Source organism: Streptomyces sp. NPDC020731 (assembly GCF_044334705.1).
In the GTDB taxonomy this organism is placed as follows: domain Bacteria; phylum Actinomycetota; class Actinomycetes; order Streptomycetales; family Streptomycetaceae; genus Streptomyces.
Genome location: NZ_JBIRTN010000020.1, coordinates 145,063 through 167,357, shown reverse-complemented (window position 1 = coordinate 167,357; position 22,295 = coordinate 145,063). Strand labels below are relative to the sequence as shown.

Annotated in this window: 14 protein-coding genes; 11 read left to right on the top strand and 3 right to left on the bottom strand. The window is 71.2% G+C overall.

Translation table 11 applies throughout. The annotated features are described in order from the left end of the window. Window positions 1-2 precede the first annotated feature (2 nt). From mtrA to ACH4VX_RS28265, 6 genes are all read left to right on the top strand, one after another. On the top strand, window positions 3-680 hold the full coding sequence (gene mtrA, locus ACH4VX_RS28290; RefSeq protein ID WP_029383066.1) for a two-component system response regulator MtrA: 678 nt from the start codon (window positions 3-5) through the stop codon (window positions 678-680). Window position 681: 1 nt separating this feature from the next. Next, a complete protein-coding gene (mtrB, locus tag ACH4VX_RS28285) occupies window positions 682-2,976 on the top strand; it encodes an MtrAB system histidine kinase MtrB (protein WP_398371211.1) in 2,295 nt (764 codons plus the stop codon). A 28-nt stretch (window positions 2,977-3,004) separates the two neighbouring features. Then, window positions 3,005-4,774 carry an LpqB family beta-propeller domain-containing protein gene (locus tag ACH4VX_RS28280; protein ID WP_398371210.1) on the top strand — a complete coding sequence of 590 codons (1,770 nt, stop codon included), beginning with the start codon at window positions 3,005-3,007 and terminating at the stop codon, window positions 4,772-4,774. Window positions 4,775-4,850: 76 nt separating this feature from the next. Beyond that, the gene (locus tag ACH4VX_RS28275) at window positions 4,851-5,744 is read left to right on the top strand and encodes a ComF family protein (RefSeq protein ID WP_398371209.1); all 894 of its coding nucleotides are present in this window, start codon (window positions 4,851-4,853) and stop codon (window positions 5,742-5,744) included. A gap of 308 nt (window positions 5,745-6,052) precedes the next feature. Continuing rightward, window positions 6,053-6,745: a ribosome hibernation-promoting factor, HPF/YfiA family gene (gene hpf / locus ACH4VX_RS28270; protein WP_398371208.1), complete on the top strand. Its 693-nt coding sequence runs from the start codon at window positions 6,053-6,055 to the stop codon at window positions 6,743-6,745. 202 nt (window positions 6,746-6,947) lie between these two features. Next, a complete protein-coding gene (locus tag ACH4VX_RS28265) occupies window positions 6,948-7,694 on the top strand; it encodes a response regulator transcription factor (protein WP_163089422.1) in 747 nt (248 codons plus the stop codon). Window positions 7,695-7,706: 12 nt separating this feature from the next. On the opposite strand, the gene ACH4VX_RS28260 is transcribed toward ACH4VX_RS28265, so the two are convergent. Continuing rightward, window positions 7,707-8,894 (bottom strand): winged helix-turn-helix domain-containing protein, encoded by a 1,188-nt coding sequence (locus ACH4VX_RS28260; protein WP_398371207.1) that lies wholly within the window; start codon window positions 8,892-8,894, stop codon window positions 7,707-7,709. Between the two features lie 49 nt (window positions 8,895-8,943). Further along, complete coding sequence (locus ACH4VX_RS28255) at window positions 8,944-9,513, bottom strand: GNAT family N-acetyltransferase (protein ID WP_398371206.1); 570 nt, start codon at window positions 9,511-9,513, stop codon at window positions 8,944-8,946. 279 nt (window positions 9,514-9,792) lie between these two features. On the opposite strand from ACH4VX_RS28255, the gene secA reads away from it, so the two are divergent. Continuing rightward, complete coding sequence (gene secA / locus ACH4VX_RS28250; protein WP_398371204.1) at window positions 9,793-12,639, top strand: preprotein translocase subunit SecA; 2,847 nt, start codon at window positions 9,793-9,795, stop codon at window positions 12,637-12,639. 66 nt (window positions 12,640-12,705) lie between these two features. Here the strand turns inward: secA and ACH4VX_RS28245 are convergent, their stop codons facing one another. Next, complete coding sequence (locus tag ACH4VX_RS28245; protein ID WP_398371202.1) at window positions 12,706-13,137, bottom strand: Rv3235 family protein; 432 nt, start codon at window positions 13,135-13,137, stop codon at window positions 12,706-12,708. Between the two features lie 835 nt (window positions 13,138-13,972). On the opposite strand from ACH4VX_RS28245, the gene ACH4VX_RS28240 reads away from it, so the two are divergent. From ACH4VX_RS28240 to ACH4VX_RS28225, 4 genes are all read left to right on the top strand, one after another. Continuing rightward, window positions 13,973-14,479 carry a DUF6912 family protein gene (locus ACH4VX_RS28240; RefSeq protein ID WP_398371200.1) on the top strand — a complete coding sequence of 169 codons (507 nt, stop codon included), beginning with the start codon at window positions 13,973-13,975 and terminating at the stop codon, window positions 14,477-14,479. Between the two features lie 47 nt (window positions 14,480-14,526). Continuing rightward, window positions 14,527-15,195 (top strand): HAD family hydrolase, encoded by a 669-nt coding sequence (locus tag ACH4VX_RS28235; RefSeq protein ID WP_398371199.1) that lies wholly within the window; start codon window positions 14,527-14,529, stop codon window positions 15,193-15,195. 437 nt (window positions 15,196-15,632) lie between these two features. Beyond that, window positions 15,633-20,579, top strand: coding sequence for an NAD-glutamate dehydrogenase (locus ACH4VX_RS28230; RefSeq protein WP_398371197.1), 4,947 nt, complete (start codon window positions 15,633-15,635; stop codon window positions 20,577-20,579). A gap of 123 nt (window positions 20,580-20,702) precedes the next feature. Then, complete coding sequence (locus tag ACH4VX_RS28225; RefSeq protein WP_398371196.1) at window positions 20,703-22,238, top strand: hypothetical protein; 1,536 nt, start codon at window positions 20,703-20,705, stop codon at window positions 22,236-22,238. Window positions 22,239-22,295: the final 57 nt, after the last annotated feature.

The window sequence follows — 22,295 nt, the reverse complement described above, 5'->3', positions numbered from 1 at the left end:
TCATGAAGGGACGAGTCCTTGTCGTCGACGACGACAGCGCACTGGCCGAGATGCTCGGCATCGTGCTGCGCGGTGAAGGTTTTGAGCCGTCTTTCGTAGCCGACGGCGACAAGGCGCTGGCCGCTTTTCGCGAGGCCAAACCCGATCTGGTGCTCCTGGACCTGATGCTGCCCGGCCGGGACGGCATCGAGGTGTGCCGCCTGATCAGGGCGGAGTCCGGGGTGCCGATCGTGATGCTCACGGCGAAGAGCGACACCGTCGATGTCGTGGTGGGCCTGGAGTCCGGGGCCGACGACTACATCGTGAAGCCGTTCAAGCCGAAGGAGCTGGTGGCCCGTATCCGGGCGCGGCTGCGCAGGTCGGAGGAGCCGGCGCCGGAGCAGCTCGCCATCGGTGACCTGGTGATCGACGTGGCCGGGCACTCCGTGAAGCGGGACGGACAGTCGATCGCGCTGACGCCGCTGGAGTTCGACCTGCTGGTCGCGCTCGCCCGCAAGCCGTGGCAGGTGTTCACGCGTGAGGTGCTGCTGGAGCAGGTCTGGGGCTACCGCCACGCGGCGGACACCCGGCTGGTGAACGTACATGTGCAGCGGCTGCGCTCCAAGGTCGAGAAGGACCCGGAGAAGCCGGAGATCGTGGTGACCGTCCGTGGTGTCGGATACAAGGCAGGACCGAGCTGACATGTCCGGGGACAGTGCCGCTTCGGCGCCCGGCCGGTCCGGGGGCCGTCCGGGGCGGCCTGTCGGCCGGAAGACTTCGGGCTCCCGCCGGGGGCGCCTGTTCGACGGTGGGCTGCTGCAGGGCGGAGTCCAGGGCAGCCCGGTGATCCGGCTGTTCGTGCGCTGGGTGCGCCGGCCGTTGCTGCCCGTCATGCGGCTGTGGCGGCGCAACATCCAGCTCAAGGTCGTCGTCACCACGCTGCTGATGTCGCTGGGCGTGGTCCTGCTGCTGGGTTTCGTCGTCATCGGCCAGGTGCGCAACGGCCTGCTGGACGCCAAGGTGAAGGCGTCGCAGAGCCAGGCCACCGGCGGGTTCGCGGTGGCCAAACAGCAGGCCGAGGAGGCCGTGAGCGTCACGGGCGACGACGGCACCGCGGTGGACGGCCGTCCCTCGCAGAGCGTCATCCAGTGGATGAGCGACCTCGTGGAGTCGCTCTCCAGCGGTGGACAGGGCGCCTTCGACGTGGTGACCCTGCCCGCGGGCGACGAGAGCGGCAGCGGGCGCGGACCGCGCGCCTCCGGTGAGGTCAATCCGACGGCGAGTGTGCCGGCGGAGCTGCGGGAGAGGATCGACACCAGCGCGTCGGCGGCCCAGAGCTACACGCGCATCGTCTACGACACCAAGAAGGACCCCCAGCCCGGCCTGGTCATCGGCAAGCAGGTCAACGACCCCAACAGCGACCCGTACCAGCTGTACTACCTCTTCCCGCTCACCCAGGAGGAGAAGTCGCTGAGCCTGGTCAAGGGCACCCTGGCGACCGCCGGGCTGTTCGTCGTCGTGCTCCTCGGGGCGATCGCCTGGCTCGTGGTGCGCCAGGTCGTCACGCCGGTGCGGATGGCGGCCGGGATCGCCGAGCGGCTGTCCGCGGGGCGGCTGCAGGAACGTATGAAGGTCACCGGCGAGGACGACATCGCGCGGCTCGGCGAGGCGTTCAACAAGATGGCGCAGAACCTCCAGCTGAAGATCAACCAGCTCGAGGACCTGTCGCGGATGCAGCGCCGGTTCGTGTCGGACGTGTCGCACGAGCTGCGGACGCCGCTGACGACGGTGCGGATGGCCGCGGACGTCATCCACGAGGCGCGCGAGGACTTCGACCCGGTGACCGCGCGGTCGGCGGAGCTGCTCGCCGACCAGCTGGACCGGTTCGAGTCGCTGCTCGCGGACCTGCTGGAGATCAGCCGGTTCGACGCGGGCGCGGCGGCGCTGGAGGCGGAGCCGATAGACCTGCGCGAGGTCGTACGGCGGGTGGTCAGCGGGGCGGAGCCGCTCGCCGAGCGCAAGGGCACGCGGATCAGGATCGTCGGCGACCAGCAGCCCGTCGTCGCCGAGGCCGACGCGCGGCGCGTGGAGCGCGTGCTGCGCAACCTGGTCGTCAACGCGGTGGAGCACGGCGAGGGCAAGGACGTCGTCGTCAAGCTCGCCGCGGCCGGCGGGGCGGTGGCGGTGGCGGTGCGCGACTACGGCGTCGGGCTCAAGCCCGGTGAGGCGACCCGGGTCTTCAGCCGCTTCTGGCGGGCCGACCCGGCACGCGCGCGTACCACCGGCGGTACGGGGCTGGGACTGTCCATCGCCCTGGAGGACGCGCGGCTGCACGGCGGCTGGCTCCAGTCGTGGGGCGAGCCGGGCGGCGGCTCGCAGTTCCGGCTGACGCTGCCCAGGACCGCGGACGAGCCGCTGAGGGGATCGCCGATACCGCTGGAGCCCAAGGACTCGCGGCGCAACCGGGGGCTGGACGACGCCGGTCTGCCGCGCGGCGGCGGGGACGGCGAGAAGCGCGCGACGGTGTCGGCGCAGCAGGTGGGCACCGACGGGTCGGCGCGGGATCCGTTCGCGCTGAGGCAGGCGGCCGCCACCCCGACGGCCGACCCCACCGCACTGCCCGGCAACGGCGCACGCGTGGTGGCCCGGCCCGCCCCACCGGCACGAACGGGCAGCACGCGGATGACACCCGGGGCGCAGAGCAGGACCGCGGGCGGCGATGACGAGTTCCCGGAGGCAGACGGCGGTTCCGCGGGACGGCCGGACGACGGGCACGACGGGGGTGCGGAGGCTTCTGCCACGAGCGGCGACGGTCCGGGTCCGGGCGTCCGGGCCGGGCAGGGCGGCTCCGCGCGGGAGTCGGACGATGGTCGTGACCGGGACCCGGAGGCCGACCGGGAGTCGGAGCGCGGGGCCGGGGCGGCCGGTGGTGAGGGCGGTCGGAGTGTGGCGCGGGACGTGGACAGGGACGGGGAGGCTTCGCGTGGGCGGCGGTGAGCGAGGCCGGGGGACCCTGGTGCGGACGATGGCGTACGCCGCCAGTGGGGTCGTTCTGCTGGCCGGGTGCGCCTCGATGCCCGACAGCGGGGACCTGCGGGGCGTCGAGTCGACACCACGGCAGGACGCACAGGTGCGGGTGTTCGCCATGCCGCCCAGCGAGGACGCCACCCCCACGCAGATCGTGCAGGGCTTTCTGGAGGCGCTGACCAGTGACGACCCCGACTACAAGACCGCGCGCCAGTATCTGACCCGCGAGGCGGCGAAGGCCTGGAAGCCGGAGCTGTCCACCACTGTGCTGTCGGACGGGCCGGGCGCCGAGGCCGACAGCACGGACCGGCAGGACACCGGGTCCCTGTCCTACACGCTGACCGGGACCAAGGTCGCCACGGTGGACGCGCAGCAGTCGTACGCGCCCGCCTCCGGGTCCTACGACGAGCTGGTGCGTCTCACGAAGGACGCCAAGAGCGAGCAGTGGCGCATCGACGCGGTGCCGCAGGGCGTCGTCATGGGCAAGTCGGACTTCCAGCGCAACTACATGTCCGTCAACAAGTACTACTTCGCCTCGGACAGCGTGGGATCACCGCCGATGACGGTCGCCGACCCCGTCTACGTGCGCAGTCATGTGGACCCCACGACCCAGATGGTGCGCTCCCTCATCGAGGGGCCCGCGACCTGGCTGGACCCCGCCGTCAGGACCGGCTTCCCCACGGGGACGGCGCTGCGGAAGGACGCCGGCCCGCTGACCCCGGACGACCGGGGCAGGCTGACCGTGCCGCTCAACGACAAGGCGGCCGAGGTAGGCACCGGCCGGTGCGAGGAGATGGCGGCCCAGCTGCTGTTCACGCTGCGCACGCTCAGCCCCGCGGTGGAGGAGGTCGAGCTGCGGGCCGACGGCGGGCAGTTGTGTTCGCTCACCCAGGACGGTGCCGAGACCGTGGCCACCCGGGGCGCGCTGGGCCGGCCCGACCATCTGTACTTCGTCGACGACGAGCACCGGCTCGTGCGGATCACCGCGGGCAGCAGCGACACCGAGCCCACGCCGGCGCCCGGGGCGCTGGGCGAGGGCGAGAAGGCGCTGCGGTCGGTGGCGGTCGCCCGGGACGAGCGCACCGCCGCCGGGGTCGCCATCGACGGCAAGTCGCTGTTCGTCGCGCCGCTGGTGGCGGGGAGTCCCCTCGGGGACCCCGTACTGCGCAGCACGGGCAAGTCCGAGGAGGACAGGCTGACCACGCCCAGCTGGGACGCGCAGGGCGGACTGTGGGTGGCCGACAGTGCCCCCGCCGACCCTCGGCTGTACCTCCTGGAGGAGGGCTCGGGCGAGCCGGTCCAGGTACGGACGCCGGGGCTGGACGGTCGTGTGCAGGCGGTCCGGGTGGCTGCCGACGGGGTACGGATCGCGCTCGTCGTGGAGAAGGGCGACCGGCGCTCCCTGATGATCGGTCGGATCGACCGGAACGGCGGGACGGGCGAGCGGCCGACGGTCACCGTGCTGGACCCGCGCTCCGCGACGCCCGAGCTGGAGCAGGTCACGGCCATGTCCTGGGCCGGAGACAGCCGACTCGTGGTGGTCGGACGCGAGCAGGGAGGTGTGGAGCAGATGAAGTACGTCGAGGTCGACGGCTCCACGCCGGACGTGCCGCCGCCCGCCGCCCTCACCGGTGTCAAGGCCGTCACCGCCTCCGAGGACGAACAGGCACCACTGATGGCCTACTCGGTGGACGGCATCGTACGGCTGCCCACGGGGGCGCAGTGGCAGAAGGTGACGGAGGGAACCGCGCCGGTCTATCCGGGGTGAGCCGGGCCGGCCGGACCCGTCCCCCGAGTTATCCACAGGGGTGGCCGGGTGCGGCGGGCGTTGGCACAGTGGGCTCATGCGGGACTGGTGGCAGGACCTCACCGACCTGGTGCTCCCGGCCGAGTGCGGCGGCTGCGGCAGACCTCGTACGGTGCTCTGCGCCCGGTGCCGTACGGCGCTGAGCGGGGTCGTGCCGTGCCGGGTGCGGCCCGTGCCCGAGCCGGCCGGGCTGCCGCCGGTGCACGCGGTGGCCCGGTACGCGGACGAGGTGCGCGCCACGCTGCTGGCGCACAAGGAGCGGGGCGCCCTGGCCCTTTCCGGACCACTCGGCGAGGCGCTGGCGGGAGCGGTGCGGGCGGGGCTGGGAGCGGTCCCTGCGCCGTGCGCGGGCGGCGGCCCGGTGCTGCTCGTCCCCGTGCCCTCCGCGCGGCGGGCGGTGCGGGCGCGTGGCCATGATCCCGCGCGGCGGATCGCGTACGCGGCGGCGGGTGAGTTGCGACGGGCAGGGGTACCCGCACAAGTGCTTCCCGCGCTGCGGCAGCGACGGGACGTGGCCGACCAGTCGGGGCTCGACTCCCGTCAGCGGCTGGCCAATCTCGCGGGCGCGCTGGCGGTGGCCCCGGGGTGTGGCCGGCTGCTCTCGGCAGGCCGGGTCGTTCTGGTCGACGATCTGATGACGACCGGGGCGTCGCTGGCGGAGGCGGCGCGTGCCGTACGGGCGCGGTCGCGGGCCGGATCGCCGGATCGGGGCGCCGGATCGAGTATTTCGGGGCCCGCGTTCGTGTACTGGGGTGAGACAGGGGAAAGGAGAGGAGAACAGCGGAACGGACCAGCTCAACAGTGGGCGGGCCGGTGGTCCGGCCGGCCGCCGGTCACGGCGGGCGCGGGCAGCGCCGACGGGATCGTCGATGGGATGTGCGCGGCCGTCGTCGCGGCATCTCCGGATGCTTTCGAAATAAACCGGAACTGATTGAGAACGTGCGTCGTTGCAGGTAATGAGAGAGTCAATTCTCCAGAATGGAGGTATGGCGCGGTAGAGGGTGACGACATCCGTCCGGGCGAGATATGTTCGGTCGTGAGGGAAAGCCGCAGGCCACACCTCTCGAATCCGATTGCCGTGTTGCGGGTTTTTCGTCATCACCCGTACCGGTGGAGTGGAGATCTCGCCCATGGGGGAGGTGGACGTCACCGAGTCCGAGGTTCCGGGCGTCACCGGAGCCTGGTGCAAAAGGGAGATGCTCCGCACCGAGGCGGAGTGATCCGGGAACGGAGTTCTGCGTGGACATCGTCGTCAAGGGCCGCAAGACCGAGGTGCCCGAGCGGTTCCGGAAGCACGTGGCCGAGAAGCTGAACCTGGAGAAGATCCAGAAGCTCGATGGCAAGGTGATCAGCCTCGACGTCGAGGTGTCCAAGGAGCCCAACCCCCGACAGGCCGACCGCTGTGACCGGGTGGAGATCACGCTCCGCTCCCGCGGTCCGGTGATCCGGGCGGAGGCAGCGGCGAGCGATCCGTACGCGGCGCTCGACCTGGCAGCGGAGAAGCTGGACGCCCGGCTGCGCAAGCAGCACGACAAGCGTTTCTCGCGGCGCGGTGCGCGCAGGATCTCGGCCGCCGAGGTCCCCGACCACGTCCCGGGCGCGGCGACACTCAACGGGGCCGGCGCGAGCTCCGTCACGGAGGAGCGGGAAGCCGTCCCCACCAAGAAGATCGGCTCCCTGGAAGTCCAGGGTGACGGACCCCTGATCGTCCGTGAGAAGACCCACGTGGCAGCGCCCATGACACTCGACCAGGCTCTCTACGAAATGGAGCTGGTCGGGCACGACTTCTATCTGTTCATCGACTCCGAGACCAAGGAACCCAGTGTCGTCTACCGGCGGCACGCCTATGACTACGGCGTGATCCACCTCAGCACGGACACGATGGTCACCCAGACGCAGTCCCCCGAGGCGGGCGGGACGCTCGGCGGCTGACCCGCCGCGTGACGGCCGAGCCGGTGCCCCTGGTGCGCGTGTGCGCCCCCAGGGGCACCGGTGTGCGACCACTGGGCGCACACACCGGCACTCCGGTGTCGGCCGGGCATGGAATCATGGCTGCAACGGCTCAATCGGTGGGCCGTTGCCTTGGGTTGGCGATGGTCAGGACCACAGGCCACAGCCTTCAGGGGGAGGAACGATGGCGGACAGCTTCGGACCGATGCGTGACGAGGATGCCGACGACGGCGTCGTCGGCATGGGCCCGGACGCGGACACTCCACGCAAGGAGCCGATCAGAGTCCTTGTGGTGGACGACCACGCGCTGTTCCGCCGCGGACTGGAGATCGTGCTCGCGGCCGAGGAGGACATCCAGGTCGTCGGCGAGGCGGGGGACGGCGCCGAGGCGGTGGAGAAGGCGGCCGACCTGCTGCCCGACATCATCCTGATGGACGTGCGGATGCCCAAGCGGGGCGGGATCGAGGCGTGCACCTCCATCAAGGAGGTCGCTCCCAGCGCGAAGATCATCATGCTGACGATCAGTGACGAGGAAGCCGATCTCTACGACGCCATCAAGGCGGGCGCGACCGGTTATCTCCTCAAGGAGATCTCCACGGACGAGGTGGCCACCGCCATTCGCGCGGTGGCCGACGGGCAGTCGCAGATCAGCCCCTCCATGGCGTCGAAACTGCTCACCGAGTTCAAGTCGATGATCCAGCGCACCGACGAGCGCCGGCTGGTGCCCGCGCCCCGGCTGACGGACCGTGAACTCGAAGTCCTCAAGCTGGTGGCCACGGGAATGAACAACCGCGACATCGCCAAGGAACTGTTCATCTCCGAGAACACCGTGAAGAACCACGTGCGCAACATCCTGGAGAAGCTCCAGCTGCACTCCAGGATGGAGGCGGTGGTCTACGCGATGCGGGAGAAGATCCTCGAGATCCGGTGACGGCGCCCCGCGTCAGCCCAGGGTTCGGGCGAGCTCCAGGGTGAGGGCCGCACGCAGCTCCGGTGCGTCGACCCGCTCCACGCGCACGTCCGTGCAGTCCACCCAGCCCGCGGCCTCCACCAGGGCCTGGGCCACGGCGGGGACCGCCTTGCGGCCGTCCAGCGTGACCTGCTTGGCCACCAGCGTGCGGCCCTCACGGGCCGGGTCGACCCGGCCGACGAGCCGGCCGCCCGCGAGGACGGGCATCGCGAAGTAGCCGTGCACCCGCTTGGGCTTGGGCACATAGGCCTCCAGGCGGTGGGTGAAGCCGAAGATCCGCTCCGTGCGCGCCCGTTCCCACACCAGGGAGTCGAACGGGGACAACAGCGTCGTACGGTGCCGGCCGCGCGGCGGTGTCGCCAGGGCCGCCGGATCGGCCCAGGCCGGCTTGGACCAGCCCTCCACCGTGACCGGGACCAGGCCCGAACCGTCGATCACCGCGTCGACCTGCTCACCCTTGAGACGGTGATAGTCGGCGATGTCCGCGCGCGTACCCACGCCGAGGGACTGGCCGGCCAGGCGGACCAGACGGCGCAGGCACTCGGCGTCGTCCAGCTCGTCGTGCAGCAACTCCGCGGGGATCGCCCGCTCGGCGAGGTCGTAGACGCGCTTCCAGCCGCGGCGCTCGACGCACACCACCTCGCCGTACATCAGGGCGCGCTCGACGGCGACCTTGGTGCCGGACCAGTCCCACCACTCGCTGGTCCGCTTGGCGCCGCCCAATTCCGTGGCCGTCAGAGGGCCTTGCGTGCGGAGCTGCTTGATCACCTGGTCGTAGGCGTCGTCGGGGAGCTCGTGGCTCCACTGCGGGCGGGCGCGGTAGGCGCGGCGACGGAAGGCGAAGTGGGGCCACTCCTCGACGGGGAGGACGCACGCGGCGTGCGACCAGTACTCGAACGCGTGCGGCGGCTGGGACGCCTTCCTCCAGTACGCCTCCTCCACGGTCCGGCGCCCCACGGCGCCCAGACGGGCGTAGGGGATGAGCTCGTGGGAGCGGGCGAGGACGGAGATGGTGTCGAGCTGCACCGCACCCAGATGACGGAGGACACCCCGGACACCCGAGCGGCGGTCCGGGGCGCCGAGGAAGCCCTGGGCCCGCAGGGCGATGCGGCGGGCCTCGTCTGCCGTCAGTTCCGTGGTCGGACGCGGAAGGGTCGTCATACGTCCGCACGATAGAGGGCGGCACTGACAACGGCGGTGGGCCCGGGGCTCATCCCCGCCCGGGAACGTAGGGCGCCGTGGAGGGCAGCCCCAGGTCGGACGGGAGCAGGGAGCCCACCCAGCCGTCCCGCAGCACTCCCTTGTTGCTGAGTGAGGAACGCAGGACCCCCTCGATGGTGAAACCCGCGCGTTCGGCCACCGCGCGGGAGGCGACGTTGCCCACCTCCGCGCGCCACTCCACGCGGTCGACCGACATCCGGGTGAAGGCCCAGCGGGAGGCGGCGAGGGCGGCCTCGGTGATGTAGCCGTTGCCGCGGTGCTCCTTCGCGCCCCAGAAGCCGATCTCGCCCGTCCCGAGGGAGCGCATGGTGATGCTGAGCATGCCCGTGAGCTCCCCGGTGGGCAGGAAGACGCCGAAGGTGAACATCGAACCGTCGGCCCACCCGTCGGGAGCGATCTGCTCCGTGAAACCCCGCGCGTGCTCCGGAAGGTACGGGGAGGGGATCGTGGTCCAGCGCTGGATGTCCGGGTCCTGGCAGATCGCGTACACGGCGTCGGTCTCCTGCGGGCCGACCGTGCGCAGCAGAAGGCGGTCGGTGGTGAGCGTGACGGGTTCCATCGGCCGATTCTGCTCACGCGGGGGAGACGGCGCCATCCCTTTCGCGGTGCGTGAGGCGACGGTCACCCTTCGCACAATTCGCCGGGGTGGGACGGCACCATCCGACGAGCCCGGACGTTGTCCTTTTGAGGCGGCCGTGAAACGGATGGGAAGCAGCCGGCGGTCACCCCCACGGCAGGCCTCCCGGCGTGGCGGGGTCCTCGCATACGATGGCCGTTGCTCAGTCAGTGAAATGGAAACCGACCGTCCCAGGCCCGACCGGCAAGGAGACCAACCCCCGTGTCCGTCCTCTCGAAGATCATGCGTGCAGGCGAAGGCAAGATCCTGCGCAAGCTGCACCGCATCGCGGACCAGGTCAACTCCATCGAAGAGGACTTCGAAGGCCTCTCCGACGCCGAGCTGCGGGCCCTCACCGATGAGTACAAGCAGCGGTACGCCGACGGTGAGAGCCTGGACGACCTGCTCCCCGAGGCGTTCGCCACCGTCCGCGAGGCCGCCAAGCGCGTCCTGGGCCAGCGGCACTACGACGTCCAGATGATGGGCGGCGCCGCCCTGCACATGGGCTACGTGGCCGAGATGAAGACCGGTGAGGGCAAGACCCTCGTCGGCACCCTGCCCGCGTATCTGAACGCCCTGTCGGGCGAGGGCGTCCACATCATCACGGTCAACGACTACCTGGCCGAGCGCGACTCCGAGATGATGGGCCGCGTCCACCGCTTCCTCGGCCTGAGCGTCGGCTGCATCCTCGCCAACATGACGCCGGCCCAGCGCCGCGAGCAGTACGCCGCCGACATCACCTACGGCACGAACAACGAGTTCGGCTTCGACTACCTGCGCGACAACATGGCGTGGTCCAAGGACGAGCTCGTCCAGCGCGGCCACAACTTCGCCATCGTCGACGAGGTCGACTCGATCCTCATCGACGAGGCCCGTACGCCGCTGATCATCTCCGGCCCGGCCGACCAGGCCACCAAGTGGTACGGCGACTTCGCCAAGCTGGTCAAGCGCCTCAAGCGCGGTGAGCCCGGCAACCCGCTCAAGGGCATCGAGGAGACCGGCGACTACGAGGTCGACGAGAAGAAGCGCACGGTCGCCATCCACGAGTCCGGTGTCGCCAAGGTCGAGGACTGGCTGGGCATCGACAACCTGTACGAGTCGGTGAACACCCCGCTCGTGGGCTACCTGAACAACGCCATCAAGGCCAAGGAGCTCTTCAAGAAGGACAAGGACTACGTCATCATCGATGACGAAGTCATGATCGTGGACGAGCACACCGGCCGTATCCTCGCCGGCCGCCGCTACAACGAGGGCATGCACCAGGCCATCGAGGCGAAGGAAGCGGTGCCGATCAAGGACGAGAACCAGACGCTCGCCACGATCACGCTGCAGAACTTCTTCCGCCTCTACAAGCGCCACGACCACAACGACAAGGAAATGCCGGGCCTGTCCGGCATGACCGGTACGGCGATGACCGAGGCCGCCGAGTTCCACCAGATCTACAAGCTCGGTGTGGTGCCCATCCCGACCAACCGTCCGATGGTCCGCAAGGACCAGTCCGACCTGATCTACCGCACCGAGGTCGCCAAGTTCGAGGCGGTCGTCGACGACATCGAGGAGAAGCACCGCAAGGGCCAGCCGATCCTCGTCGGCACGACGTCGGTGGAGAAGTCCGAGTACCTCTCGCAGCAGCTCAGCAAGCGCGGCATCCAGCACGAGGTGCTGAACGCCAAGCAGCACGAGCGGGAGGCGTCGATCGTCGCCCAGGCCGGCCGCAAGGGCAGCGTCACCGTGGCCACCAACATGGCCGGCCGTGGTACGGACATCAAGCTCGGCGGCAACCCCGAGGACCTCGCCGAGGCGGAGCTGCGCCAGCGCGGTCTCGACCCCGAGGAGCACATCGAGGAGTGGGCGCACGCCCTGCCCGAGGCCCTCAAGCGGGCCGAGGCGGCGGTCAAGGCCGAGAAGGAAGAGGTCGAGAAGAACGGCGGCCTGTACGTCCTCGGCACCGAGCGGCACGAGTCGCGGCGCATCGACAACCAGCTGCGCGGTCGTTCCGGCCGTCAGGGCGACCCGGGCGAGTCCCGCTTCTACCTCTCGCTCGGTGACGACCTGATGCGGCTGTTCAAGGCGCAGATGGTCGAGCGCGTGATGTCCATGGCGAACGTGCCGGACGACGTGCCGATCGAGAACAAGATGGTCACGCGCGCGATCGCGTCCGCGCAGTCGCAGGTGGAGACGCAGAACTTCGAGACGCGTAAGAACGTCCTGAAGTACGACGAGGTCATGAACCGGCAGCGCGAGGTCATCTACGGCGAGCGCCGCCGCGTGCTGGAGGGCGAGGACCTGCAGGAGCAGATCCAGCACTTCATGGACGACACCATCGACGCCTACATCCAGGCCGAGACCGGCGAGGGCTTCCCCGAGGACTGGGACCTGGACCGGCTGTGGGGCGCGTTCAAGCAGCTGTACCCGGTGAGCGTCACCATCGAGGAGCTGGAGGAGGCCGCGGGCGACCGGGCCGGGCTGACGGCCGAGTTCATCTCCGAGTCGATCAAGGACGACATCCGCGCCCAGTACGAGTCCCGCGAGACGCAGCTCGGCTCCGAGATCATGCGTGAGCTGGAGCGCCGGGTCGTGCTGTCGGTCCTGGACCGCAAGTGGCGCGAGCACCTCTACGAGATGGACTACCTCCAGGAGGGCATCGGCCTGCGCGCGATGGCGCAGAAGGACCCGCTGGTCGAGTACCAGCGCGAGGGCTTCGACATGTTCTCCGCGATGATGGACGGCATCAAGGAGGAGTCCGTCGGCTATCTGTTCAACCTGGAGGTCCAGGTCGAGCAGCAGGTCGAGGAGGTCCCGGTCGAGGACGTCAAGCCGGTGGCCGACCTGGAGAAGCAGGACGCGGTGCCCGCGCAGGCGGGGCCCCGTCCGGAGATCCGCGCGAAGGGGCTCGACGCCCCGCAGCGGCGGAACCTGCACTTCTCCGCGCCGACGGTGGACGGAGAGGGCGGCACCATCGAGGGCGACTTCGCCGCCGAGGACGAGCCGGTGCGCTCCGAGGCGGACGGCCTCACGCGCGCGGAGCGCCGCAAGCAGGCGCGGGGCGGTCGTCGCCGCAAGAAGTGAGCGGTTGTGGAACAGGCCGAGGGCCGGGCACCCCAGGGTGCCCGGCCCTCGGGCTTTGCCGTGCGGTCAGCGGGTGTCCACGCGGTGCGTCCGCGGGCCGCCCAGCTCCACGGCGGTGCAGCGCCAGCGCAGATCCCGGCCCTGTTCCAGCCGGAAGGCCATGGCACGCAGCCTGTCCCCGGCCCCGATCCGGGCGAACACCTCGATGGCGCCCTCGCGGGGCTCGAACCAGCCGATGTCACGTACGACGGGGCGGACGCCCCGGGTACGCAGCGGCCCGCGCTCGGCGAGCCGCACCAGCTCGTCGTAGGCCCGCCCTGCGGTGTGCCGCAGCATCGCGTGCACGGGCCGCTGCCCACTGAGAACGGCGAGCAGCAGCTCGGCGAAGTGGTCGGTGGGTCCCGGCTGGGGGACGAGGGGACGGAGGGGAGACCGGTCGGTGCCGCGCGGGCGGGCGCCGGCCGCCGACGCCTCCCGGGTGCCCCGTGCCGACGGCACCGGCGAAACGGCCCGCCGGACCGCGCGGGCCGGCGGACGGTTGTCGGAGGGCCGGGTCGGGAGAGCCGCGGCGGCCGGCCGGCGTCCCCCGGGAGAGGGGGCGGAGACGGCCCTGCCGTTGGGGACACGGGGTGGGGCGGTGCCCGTGGGGGACGGCAGGCTTCCGTCAGGGGACGAGACGCGTGCGGTGCTTCCTGCGGTCGTACGAGGCACGGTGGCGGCCGGGTGGCCCTGGCCGGCGCGAGCGGCGGATGTGGTCCTTCCCGGGCGCGTGGGAGGCGCGGTGGGGCCTGTGGGGCCTGTGGGGGCCGGGTGCCCCTGGTCGGGGGAAGCGGTGGGTGCGGGCCCTTCCGGGCGCGTGGGAGGCGCGGTGGTGTCCGTGGGGGACGGGGCTTCGTCGGGGGGAGTGATGGGTGCGGGGCGGCCCGTGGGGGGTCGGGACGGTGTGGTGGCCGCGGGGCGGCGGGGGTCTCGGCGGGTGGGGGGACGGTGGGCGGGGCGGGGCTGGGTTCTGGTCATGACCTTGTGCACGGGGACCCCGTTCGACGGGCCCGGGGCGGCCGGGGAGCCGTACCGGGCGGTAACTTCGTGGTTGGGGATCTTGTACGGGGACGTGCCCTGCGGTGGCAAGGAGGTGGAGGGCGGGCCGGAAGGGCAGGGGAATTCACCTATCAGAGTGATCCAAGGGGACCTCGGTCCCCTGCGCACGCGGGCGTACCGGGTGAATTCCGGGACGGAGGTGGACGTGTCCGAGGGTGTGGGCGGGGACTCGATGGGGGACGCCCGCACGTATCCTGAAGGCCCCTCGGAGCCCGACCACACGAAAGCGGCCGACATGCGCGTCTACGTCCCCCTGACCCTCCCCGGGCTCGCCGAGGCGTATCGGACGGGTGCGCTGGGCGACGGGCCGTTCCTCGCGTACGCCGTGACGCCCGCGCTGCGCGAGTGGTACCTCTCCGACGACACCGAGGAGCTGGAGTACGCCGCGCTCAGCCGCGCCGCGCTGGCCTCCCTGCGGCTGCTGGCGGCGGACGCCGGTGCGCCGCGCCGCCGGGTCGTGGTCGCCGTGGACGTGTCCGACGGCGCCGCCTCGACCGACCCCGACCGGGGCCTCGACCCGGCAGCCCTCGGCGAGGTGCGGGTCGCCGGCGCCGTACGGCTGGCCAAGGCGGCCGCGGTGCACGTGGACGCGGCGGACGCGGAGGCGGACGTGACGGCCGCCGCCGGCGCGCTGTCCGCGGCGGACGGCGGGGACGGCGACGCGCAGCTCACGGTGGACGGGGCGGAGGACCACGAGCTGCTCTGGTACGCCACCCAGGAGATCCCCAACCTGGTGGGCTGACCTGCGGGTTCTCCCGAATGTCAGTGCGGGCCGGTACGTTTTCGGGCATGGGGACGCACACGGACGCGCACATCGTCTGGGACTGGAACGGCACGCTGTTCCACGATGTCGACGCGGTCATCGGGGCGACGAACGCGGCCTTCGCCGAGCTGGGCCTGGAACCGCTCACGCTGGAGCGGTACCGGGAGCTGTACTGCGTGCCGGTGCCCAAGTTCTACGAGCGGCTGATGGGGCGGCTGCCCAGCGCGGCCGAGTGGCAGCTGATGGACACCACCTTCCACCGCCACTACACGGAGCACCACGTGCGGTGCGGGCTCGCCGAGGGCGTGGTGGAGCTGCTGACGGGGTGGGCGTCGGCCGGCCGCAGCCAGTCGATCCTCAGCCTGTACGGGCACGAGGACCTGGTCCCGCTGGTGAGGGGCTTCGGGATCGAGGCGCACTTCATACGGGTCGACGGACGGACCGGACCCTCCGGGGGCGGCAAGGCGGAGCACATGGTGCGCCACCTCGGCGCGCTGACCGGGATCGACCCGGAGCGCACGGTCGTGATCGGTGACGCGGCCGACGACGCGCTGGCCGCACGGCACGTGGGGGCCCGCGCCGTCCTGTACACCGGCGGCTCCCACGGTCGCGCCAGCCTGGAGGCGGTGGGCGTCCCGGTGGTGGACACCCTGCGGGAAGCCGTGGCGGAGGCGGAGCGCCTGGCGGCCGCCTGAAGGACGCGTACTGTGCAGAACGTCAAAGTTCATGGCCTGCTTTTGTACACATACGGCTCATGACGGGGGGCCTGTAGGGAGCGATAGCCTTGGTGGCGTGATCAGCGCGATAGCTCGCGGGGACCTCGGTGTCCCCGCTGTGCGCCCGGGTGGCACGGACGACATCCGTGACCGGGTGAAAATCGCTGTTCTCCGCGGGCGGCACGGGGCGAAGAGGGCCCCCAGGACGCTGCGTACCTCCCGGGAACAGGCGTCGCCGAGAGCGGCGTCACACCCGTCGGGCGCGTCGAATTCGGCCGAGAAGCCCCCGCTCCTCTCACCTCACGGCATAGCGTCGGCACAGACCGGACACCCCGTGTCGTACCACCGCACCACGAGGTCGGAGACCGTACTTCCTTCTACGTCACGCAACGGCGCGCGACAGGAGCCAGAGGACCATGCAGACCAAGCTGGACGAAGCCAAGGCCGAGCTGCTCGAGAGGGCGGCCCGGGTAGCTGAGAACAGCCCGGCCGGGGGGAAACTGCCGACTGGGACGACGGACAAGGGCATGCCCGACCGGGACACCGTGCTCGAGTTCCTCCAGCGCTACTACCTGCACACCGCCCCGGAGGACCTGACCGACCGCGACCCGGTCGACATCTTCGGAGCCGCCTACTCGCACTACCGGCTCGCCGAGAGCCGCCCCCAGGGCACGGCCAACGTCCGCGTCCACACCCCGACCATCGAGGAGAACGGCTGGACCTGCAGCCACTCCGTCGTCGAGGTGGTCACCGACGACATGCCCTTCCTGGTCGACTCCGTCACCAACGAGCTGACCCGCCAGGGCCGCGGCATCCACGTCGTCATCCACCCGCAGTTCGTGGTCCGCCGGGACGTCACCGGCAAGCTGATCGAGGTGCTCGCCACCCCGTCCGGCGGCGACCTCCCCCAGGACACGCGCGACCTTCCGCACGACGCGCACGTCGAGTCCTGGATCCACGTGGAGATCGACCGCGAGACCGACCGCGGCGACCTCAAGCAGATCACCGCCGACCTGCTGCGGGTCCTCTCCGACGTCCGCGAGACCGTCGAGGACTGGGGCAAGATGCGCCAGGCCGCGACCGCGCTGGCCGAGGCGCTGCCCGGCGAGCCCGTCCCCGCCGATCTGCCCGCGCCGCAGGTCGAGGAGGCCCGCGAGCTGCTGCGCTGGCTCGCCGACGACCACTTCACCTTCCTCGGCTACCGCGAGTACGAACTGCGCCGGGACGATTCGCTGGCCGCCGTCCCCGGCACCGGCCTCGGCATCCTGCGCTCCGACCCGCACCACGCCTCCGAGGAGAGCCACCCGGTCAGCCCGTCCTTCGAGCGGCTGCCCGCCGACGCCCGCGCCAAGGCCCGCGAGCACAAGCTGCTGGTGCTGACCAAGGCCAACAGCCGGGCCACCGTGCACCGGCCGTCGTACCTGGACTACATCGGCGTCAAGAAGTTCGACGCGGACGGCAACGTCGTCGGTGAGCGGCGCTTCCTCGGACTGTTCTCGTCCGCCGCCTACACCGAGTCCGTGCGCCGGGTGCCGGTGATCCGCCGCAAGGTCGAGGAGGTCCTGGAGCGCGCCGGCTTCTCGCCGCACAGCCACGACGGGCGCGACCTGCTCCAGATCCTGGAGACCTACCCGCGCGACGAGCTGTTCCAGACCCCGGCCGGTGAGCTCCAGTCCATCGTGACCTCGGTGCTCTACCTCCAGGAGCGCCGCAGGCTCCGGCTCTACCTGCGCCAGGACGAGTACGGGCGCTACTACTCCGCCCTCGTCTACCTGCCGCGCGACCGCTACACCACCGGTGTGCGCCTGCGGATCATCGACATCCTCAAAGAGGAGCTCGGCGGCATCAGCGTCGACTTCACCGCCTGGAACACCGAGTCGGTCCTCTCCCGGCTGCACTTCGTGGTCCGCGTCCCGCAGGGCACCGAACTGCCCGAGCTGTCCGACGCCGACAAGGAGCGCATCGAGGCCCGGCTCGTCGACGCCGCCCGCTCCTGGGCCGACGGCTTCGCCGAGGCGCTGAACGTCGAGTTCGGCGAGGAACGCGCCGCCGAACTGCTGCGCCGTTACTCCGGGGCCTTCGCCGAGGGCTACAAGGCCGACCACTCCCCGCGCGGCGCCGTCGCCGACCTGGTGCGCCTGGAGGAGCTCGACGAGGAGCGGGACTTCGCGCTCAGCCTGTACGAGCCGGTGGGCGCGGGTGCCGAGGAGCGCCGGTTCAAGATCTACCGCAAGGGCGAGGCCGTCTCCCTGTCCGCGGTGCTGCCGGTGCTCCAGCGGCTCGGCGTCGAGGTCGTCGACGAGCGGCCGTACGAGCTGCGGTGCGCGGACCGCAGCGTGGCCTGGATCTACGACTTCGGTCTGCGGATGCCCAAGGGGGCGGGCGCCGACCACCTCGGGGACGACGCCCGTGAGCGGTTCCAGGACGCCTTCGAGGCGACCTGGACCGGCAAGGCGGAGAACGACGGCTTCAACGCCCTCGTGCTCAGCGCCGGGCTGACCTGGCGGCAGGCCGTGGTGCTGCGGGCGTACGCCAAGTACCTGCGCCAGGCGAACTCCACCTTCAGCCAGGACTACATGGAGGACACCCTCCGGCACAACGTCCACACCACCCGGCTGCTCGTCTCCCTGTTCGAGGCGCGGATGTCGCCGAACCGGCAGCGCGCCGGGCACGAACTGGTGGACGCGCTCCTCGAGGAGGTCGACGCCGCCCTCGACCAGGTCGCCTCGCTGGACGAGGACCGCATCCTGCGCTCCTTCCTCACGGTCATCAAGGCGACGCTGCGCACCAACTTCTTCCAGGAGGCGAGCGGCGGTGTGCCGCACGACTACGTCTCCATGAAGTTCGACCCGCGGGCCATCCCCGACCTCCCGGCGCCGCGCCCGGCGTTCGAGATCTGGGTGTACTCGCCGCGTGTCGAGGGCGTGCACCTGCGCTTCGGCAAGGTCGCGCGCGGTGGTCTGCGCTGGTCGGACCGCCGGGAGGACTTCCGTACGGAGATCCTCGGCCTGGTCAAGGCCCAGATGGTGAAGAACACCGTCATCGTGCCGGTCGGCGCCAAGGGCGGCTTCGTCGCCAAGCAGCTGCCCGACCCGGGCGTGGACCGCGACGCCTGGATGGCCGAGGGCATCGCCAGCTACCGGACGTTCATCTCGGCGCTGCTGGACATCACCGACAACATGGTGGCCGGCGAGGTCGTGCACCCGGCGGACGTCGTCCGGCACGACGAGGACGACACGTACCTCGTCGTCGCGGCCGACAAGGGCACCGCGACCTTCTCGGACATCGCCAACGAGGTCGCCGAGTCGTACAACTTCTGGCTCGGTGACGCCTTCGCCTCCGGCGGCTCCGCCGGGTACGACCACAAGGGCATGGGCATCACCGCCCGCGGCGCCTGGGAGTCCGTGAAGCGGCACTTCCGGGAGCTGGGCGTGGACACCCAGACCCAGGACTTCACGGTCGTCGGCATCGGTGACATGTCCGGTGACGTGTTCGGCAACGGCATGCTGCTCAGCGAGCACATCCGCCTGGTCGCCGCCTTCGACCACCGGCACATCGTCATCGACCCCAACCCGGACGCGGCCGTCTCCTACGCCGAGCGCCGCCGTCTGTTCGAGCTGCCGCGCAGCTCCTGGGCCGACTACAACACCGAGCTGCTGTCGGCCGGCGGCGGGATCTTCCCGCGCAGCGCCAAGTCCATCCCGGTCAACTCGCAGATCCGCGAGGCCCTCGGCATCGAGCCCGGGGTCACCAAGATGACCCCGGCCGACCTGATGAAGGCGATCCTCAGGGCGCCGGTGGACCTGCTGTGGAACGGCGGCATCGGTACGTACGTCAAGGCGTCCACCGAGTCCAACGCCGACGTCGGCGACAAGGGCAACGACGCCATCCGCGTCGACGGCAAGGACCTGCGGGTCGAGGTCGTCGGCGAGGGCGGCAACCTGGGCATGACCCAGCTGGGCCGGATCGAGTTCGCGTCGCACGGTGGCCGGATCAACACCGACGCGATCGACAACAGCGCCGGCGTGGACACCTCCGACCACGAGGTGAACATCAAGATCCTGCTGAACGGTCTCGTCAAGGACGGCGACATGACCGTGAAGCAGCGCAACAAGCTGCTCGCCGGGATGACCGACGAGGTCGGCCGGCTGGTGCTGCGCAACAACTACGCGCAGAACACCGCCATCGCCAACGCGCTGGCGCAGTCGAAGGACATGGTCCACGCCCAGCAGCGGTTCCTGAAGCACCTGGTGCGCGAGGGCCAGCTGGACCGGGCCCTGGAGTTTCTGCCCACCGACCGTCAGATCCGCGAGCGGCTCGCCTCCGGGCGGGGTCTGACCGGACCGGAGACGGCCGTCCTGCTGGCGTACACGAAGATCACGGTCGCCGAGGAGCTGCTGGACACCTCGCTGCCCGACGACCCGTATCTGAAGGTGCTGCTGCACGCGTACTTCCCGACGGCGTTGCGCGAGCAGTTCCCGGACCGGATCGACGGCCACCCGCTGCGCCGCGAGATCACCACGACGGTGCTGGTCAACGACACGGTCAACACGGGCGGTACGACGTATCTGCACCGGCTGCGCGAGGAGACCGGCGCGTCGCTGGAGGAGATCGTCCGGGCGCAGACCGCGGCCCGCGCGATCTTCCGCTCCTCGGTGGTGTGGGACGGGGTCGAGGCGCTCGACACCACGGTCGACGCGGAGCTCCAGACCCGCCTCCGGCTGCACTCCCGCCGCCTGGTGGAGCGGGGTACGCGGTGGCTGCTCAACAACCGGCCGCAGCCGCTGAAGCTCGAGGAGACGGTGTCGTTCTTCGCCGAGCGGGTCGAGCAGGTCTGGTCGCAGCTGCCGAAGCTGCTGCGCGGCGCGGACCTGGACTGGTACCAGAAGATCTACGACGAACTGAGCGGTGCCGGTGTCCCGGACGAGCTCGCCACCCGGGTCGCCGGGTTCTCCTCCGCCTTCCCGACGCTCGACATCGTGTCGGTGGCCGACCGGATGGGCAAGGAGCCGCTGGACGTCGCCGAGGTGTACTACGACCTCGGTGACCGGCTGCGCATCACCCAGTTGATGGACCGCATCAGCGAGCTGCCGCGCGCCGACCGCTGGCAGTCCATGGCCCGCGCGGCGATCCGCGAGGACCTGTACGCGGCGCACGCGGCGGTGGCCGCGGACGTGCTGGCGGAGGGCAACGGCTCGTCGACGCCGCAGCAGCGGTTCAAGCTGTGGGAGCAGAAGAACGCGGCGCTGCTGGGCCGGGCCCGTACCACGCTGGAGGAGATCCACAGCTCCGAGGCGTTCGATCTCGCCAACCTGTCGGTGGCGATGCGGACGATGCGGACGCTGCTGCGGTCGCACTCGTAGGCATGTGCGCGAGGGGGCGCCCCGGGCCGTCGGGCCCGGGGCGCCCTCGCGCCGTTGTGGTGCCTTGGGTGGGGATCGGCGGGGATACGGTGCGGGCACGCCGTTCCGGGCAATGGCTCATCTGTGACCGTCCGATTCTCGTCGTCCGCCGCGCCGCCAGGGAGAACCGGTGCGCGCCGCGCCACGGACCGTTCGGCGGCCCTCGGCCGCACCACAGCCGTGGTCGTCGCCGGGCTTGTCCTCGCCCTGCTGGTCCTGGTGATCCTGCGGCTCCCCTGGGCCGGTGACCTGGGCATGCACGCGGCGACCGTGCAGCGGCTGCGGCACAGTCCGCTCGACCCCGGCAACCCGCTGGTCGACGCGGACACGCCGAGCCCGTACTACTCGCCGTGGATGCTGCTGCTCGGCACCGTCGCCCGGGTGCCGGGTCTTTCGGTGTTCGTGGTCCTGCGGCTGGCCGCCGCCGCCGGGCTGGCGCTGCTGGTGACGGGCGTGTGGCGGTACGTGCGGACGCTGAGCGCGCACCGGGCCGCGCCCGCGCTCGCCCTGCTGGGACTACTGCTGCTGTGGGGCACGACCCCGTTCCTGTGGAGCGGCTTCCTGGGACTCAACTCGCTCGCGCTGACGGTGTCGTATCCGAGCACGTTCACCCTCGGTCTCGCCTTCCACTTCTGGGCGTGGCTGACGGGGGCGCTGCGCCGGGAGGCCGGGTGGCCGGTGTGGCTCGGCCTGGGAGCGCTCTGGGCGGTGATCCTGCTCTGCCACCAGTTCTCGGGGGTCGTGGCCACGGTGGGCGCCGTCGCCACGGTGCTCGCGGCGCGGCGGCCCAAACGTGCGGTGTGGCCGCGGCTCGGCGCCGGGCTGGTGGTGGGGGCGGTGGTGCTGTGGGCATGGCCGTACTACGACTTCTTCGCCCTGTTCGGAGCCGGGAGCGGACTGGAGCGGGTGCACCGGGTGCTGTACGGGCATCCGGTCGCGCGGTTCGGGCTGGTGCTGCTCGGGGTGGCCGCGCTGGTCGCGCGGGGGTGGCGGGAGCGCCGGGACCCGCTGGTGGTCTTCTTCGGGCTGGGGGCGCTGGTCGTCGCCGTGGGATGGCTGAGCGGCCACTACTCATGGGGGCGCGCCCTGCCCGCCGCGCTGATCCCGGCCCAGCTCGCGGCGGCGCTGGAGGCGGTCGGGGCGGGGCGGCGCCGGCTGCGCGCCGGCTGGACGGCCCTGCTGGCCGGGGCGTTGCTGGTGGGCGGGTGGGCGCAGGCGGGGACGCTGGGGTACGTGGTTCCGCGCGGTGCGCTGCCGGCGGCGGTGGAGGAGCGGCACCGGGCACCGTGGACGGGGTACCACTGGATCACTCCGTGGGTGCGGTACGGGGACGTGGTCATGGCCGAGGGGCGGCCGGCCCGTCAGATCCCGGCGTACGGTCCTTACACGGTCGCTCCGGGGTATCCCGACTTCTTCCTTCCGGACGAGGAGCGCCGGGTGTCGGCCACGGAGACGTACTTCGGGGAGCGGACGCCGGCATCCGTGCGGCGGGGGGTGGAGCGGGAGTACGGGGTGCGGTGGGTGGTGGATCGCGGCGGTGCCCTGGACGACGCCGGGCTGCGGGTGGTGGCGCGGGGGCCGGAGGGGCAGGTGCTCTACGCGGTGCCGGGGGTGTTGTGACCGGCATTGTTTGTTTCGCCCCGCCGCCCCTTCCCGTTCCCGTCCCCCGGGAGCGCT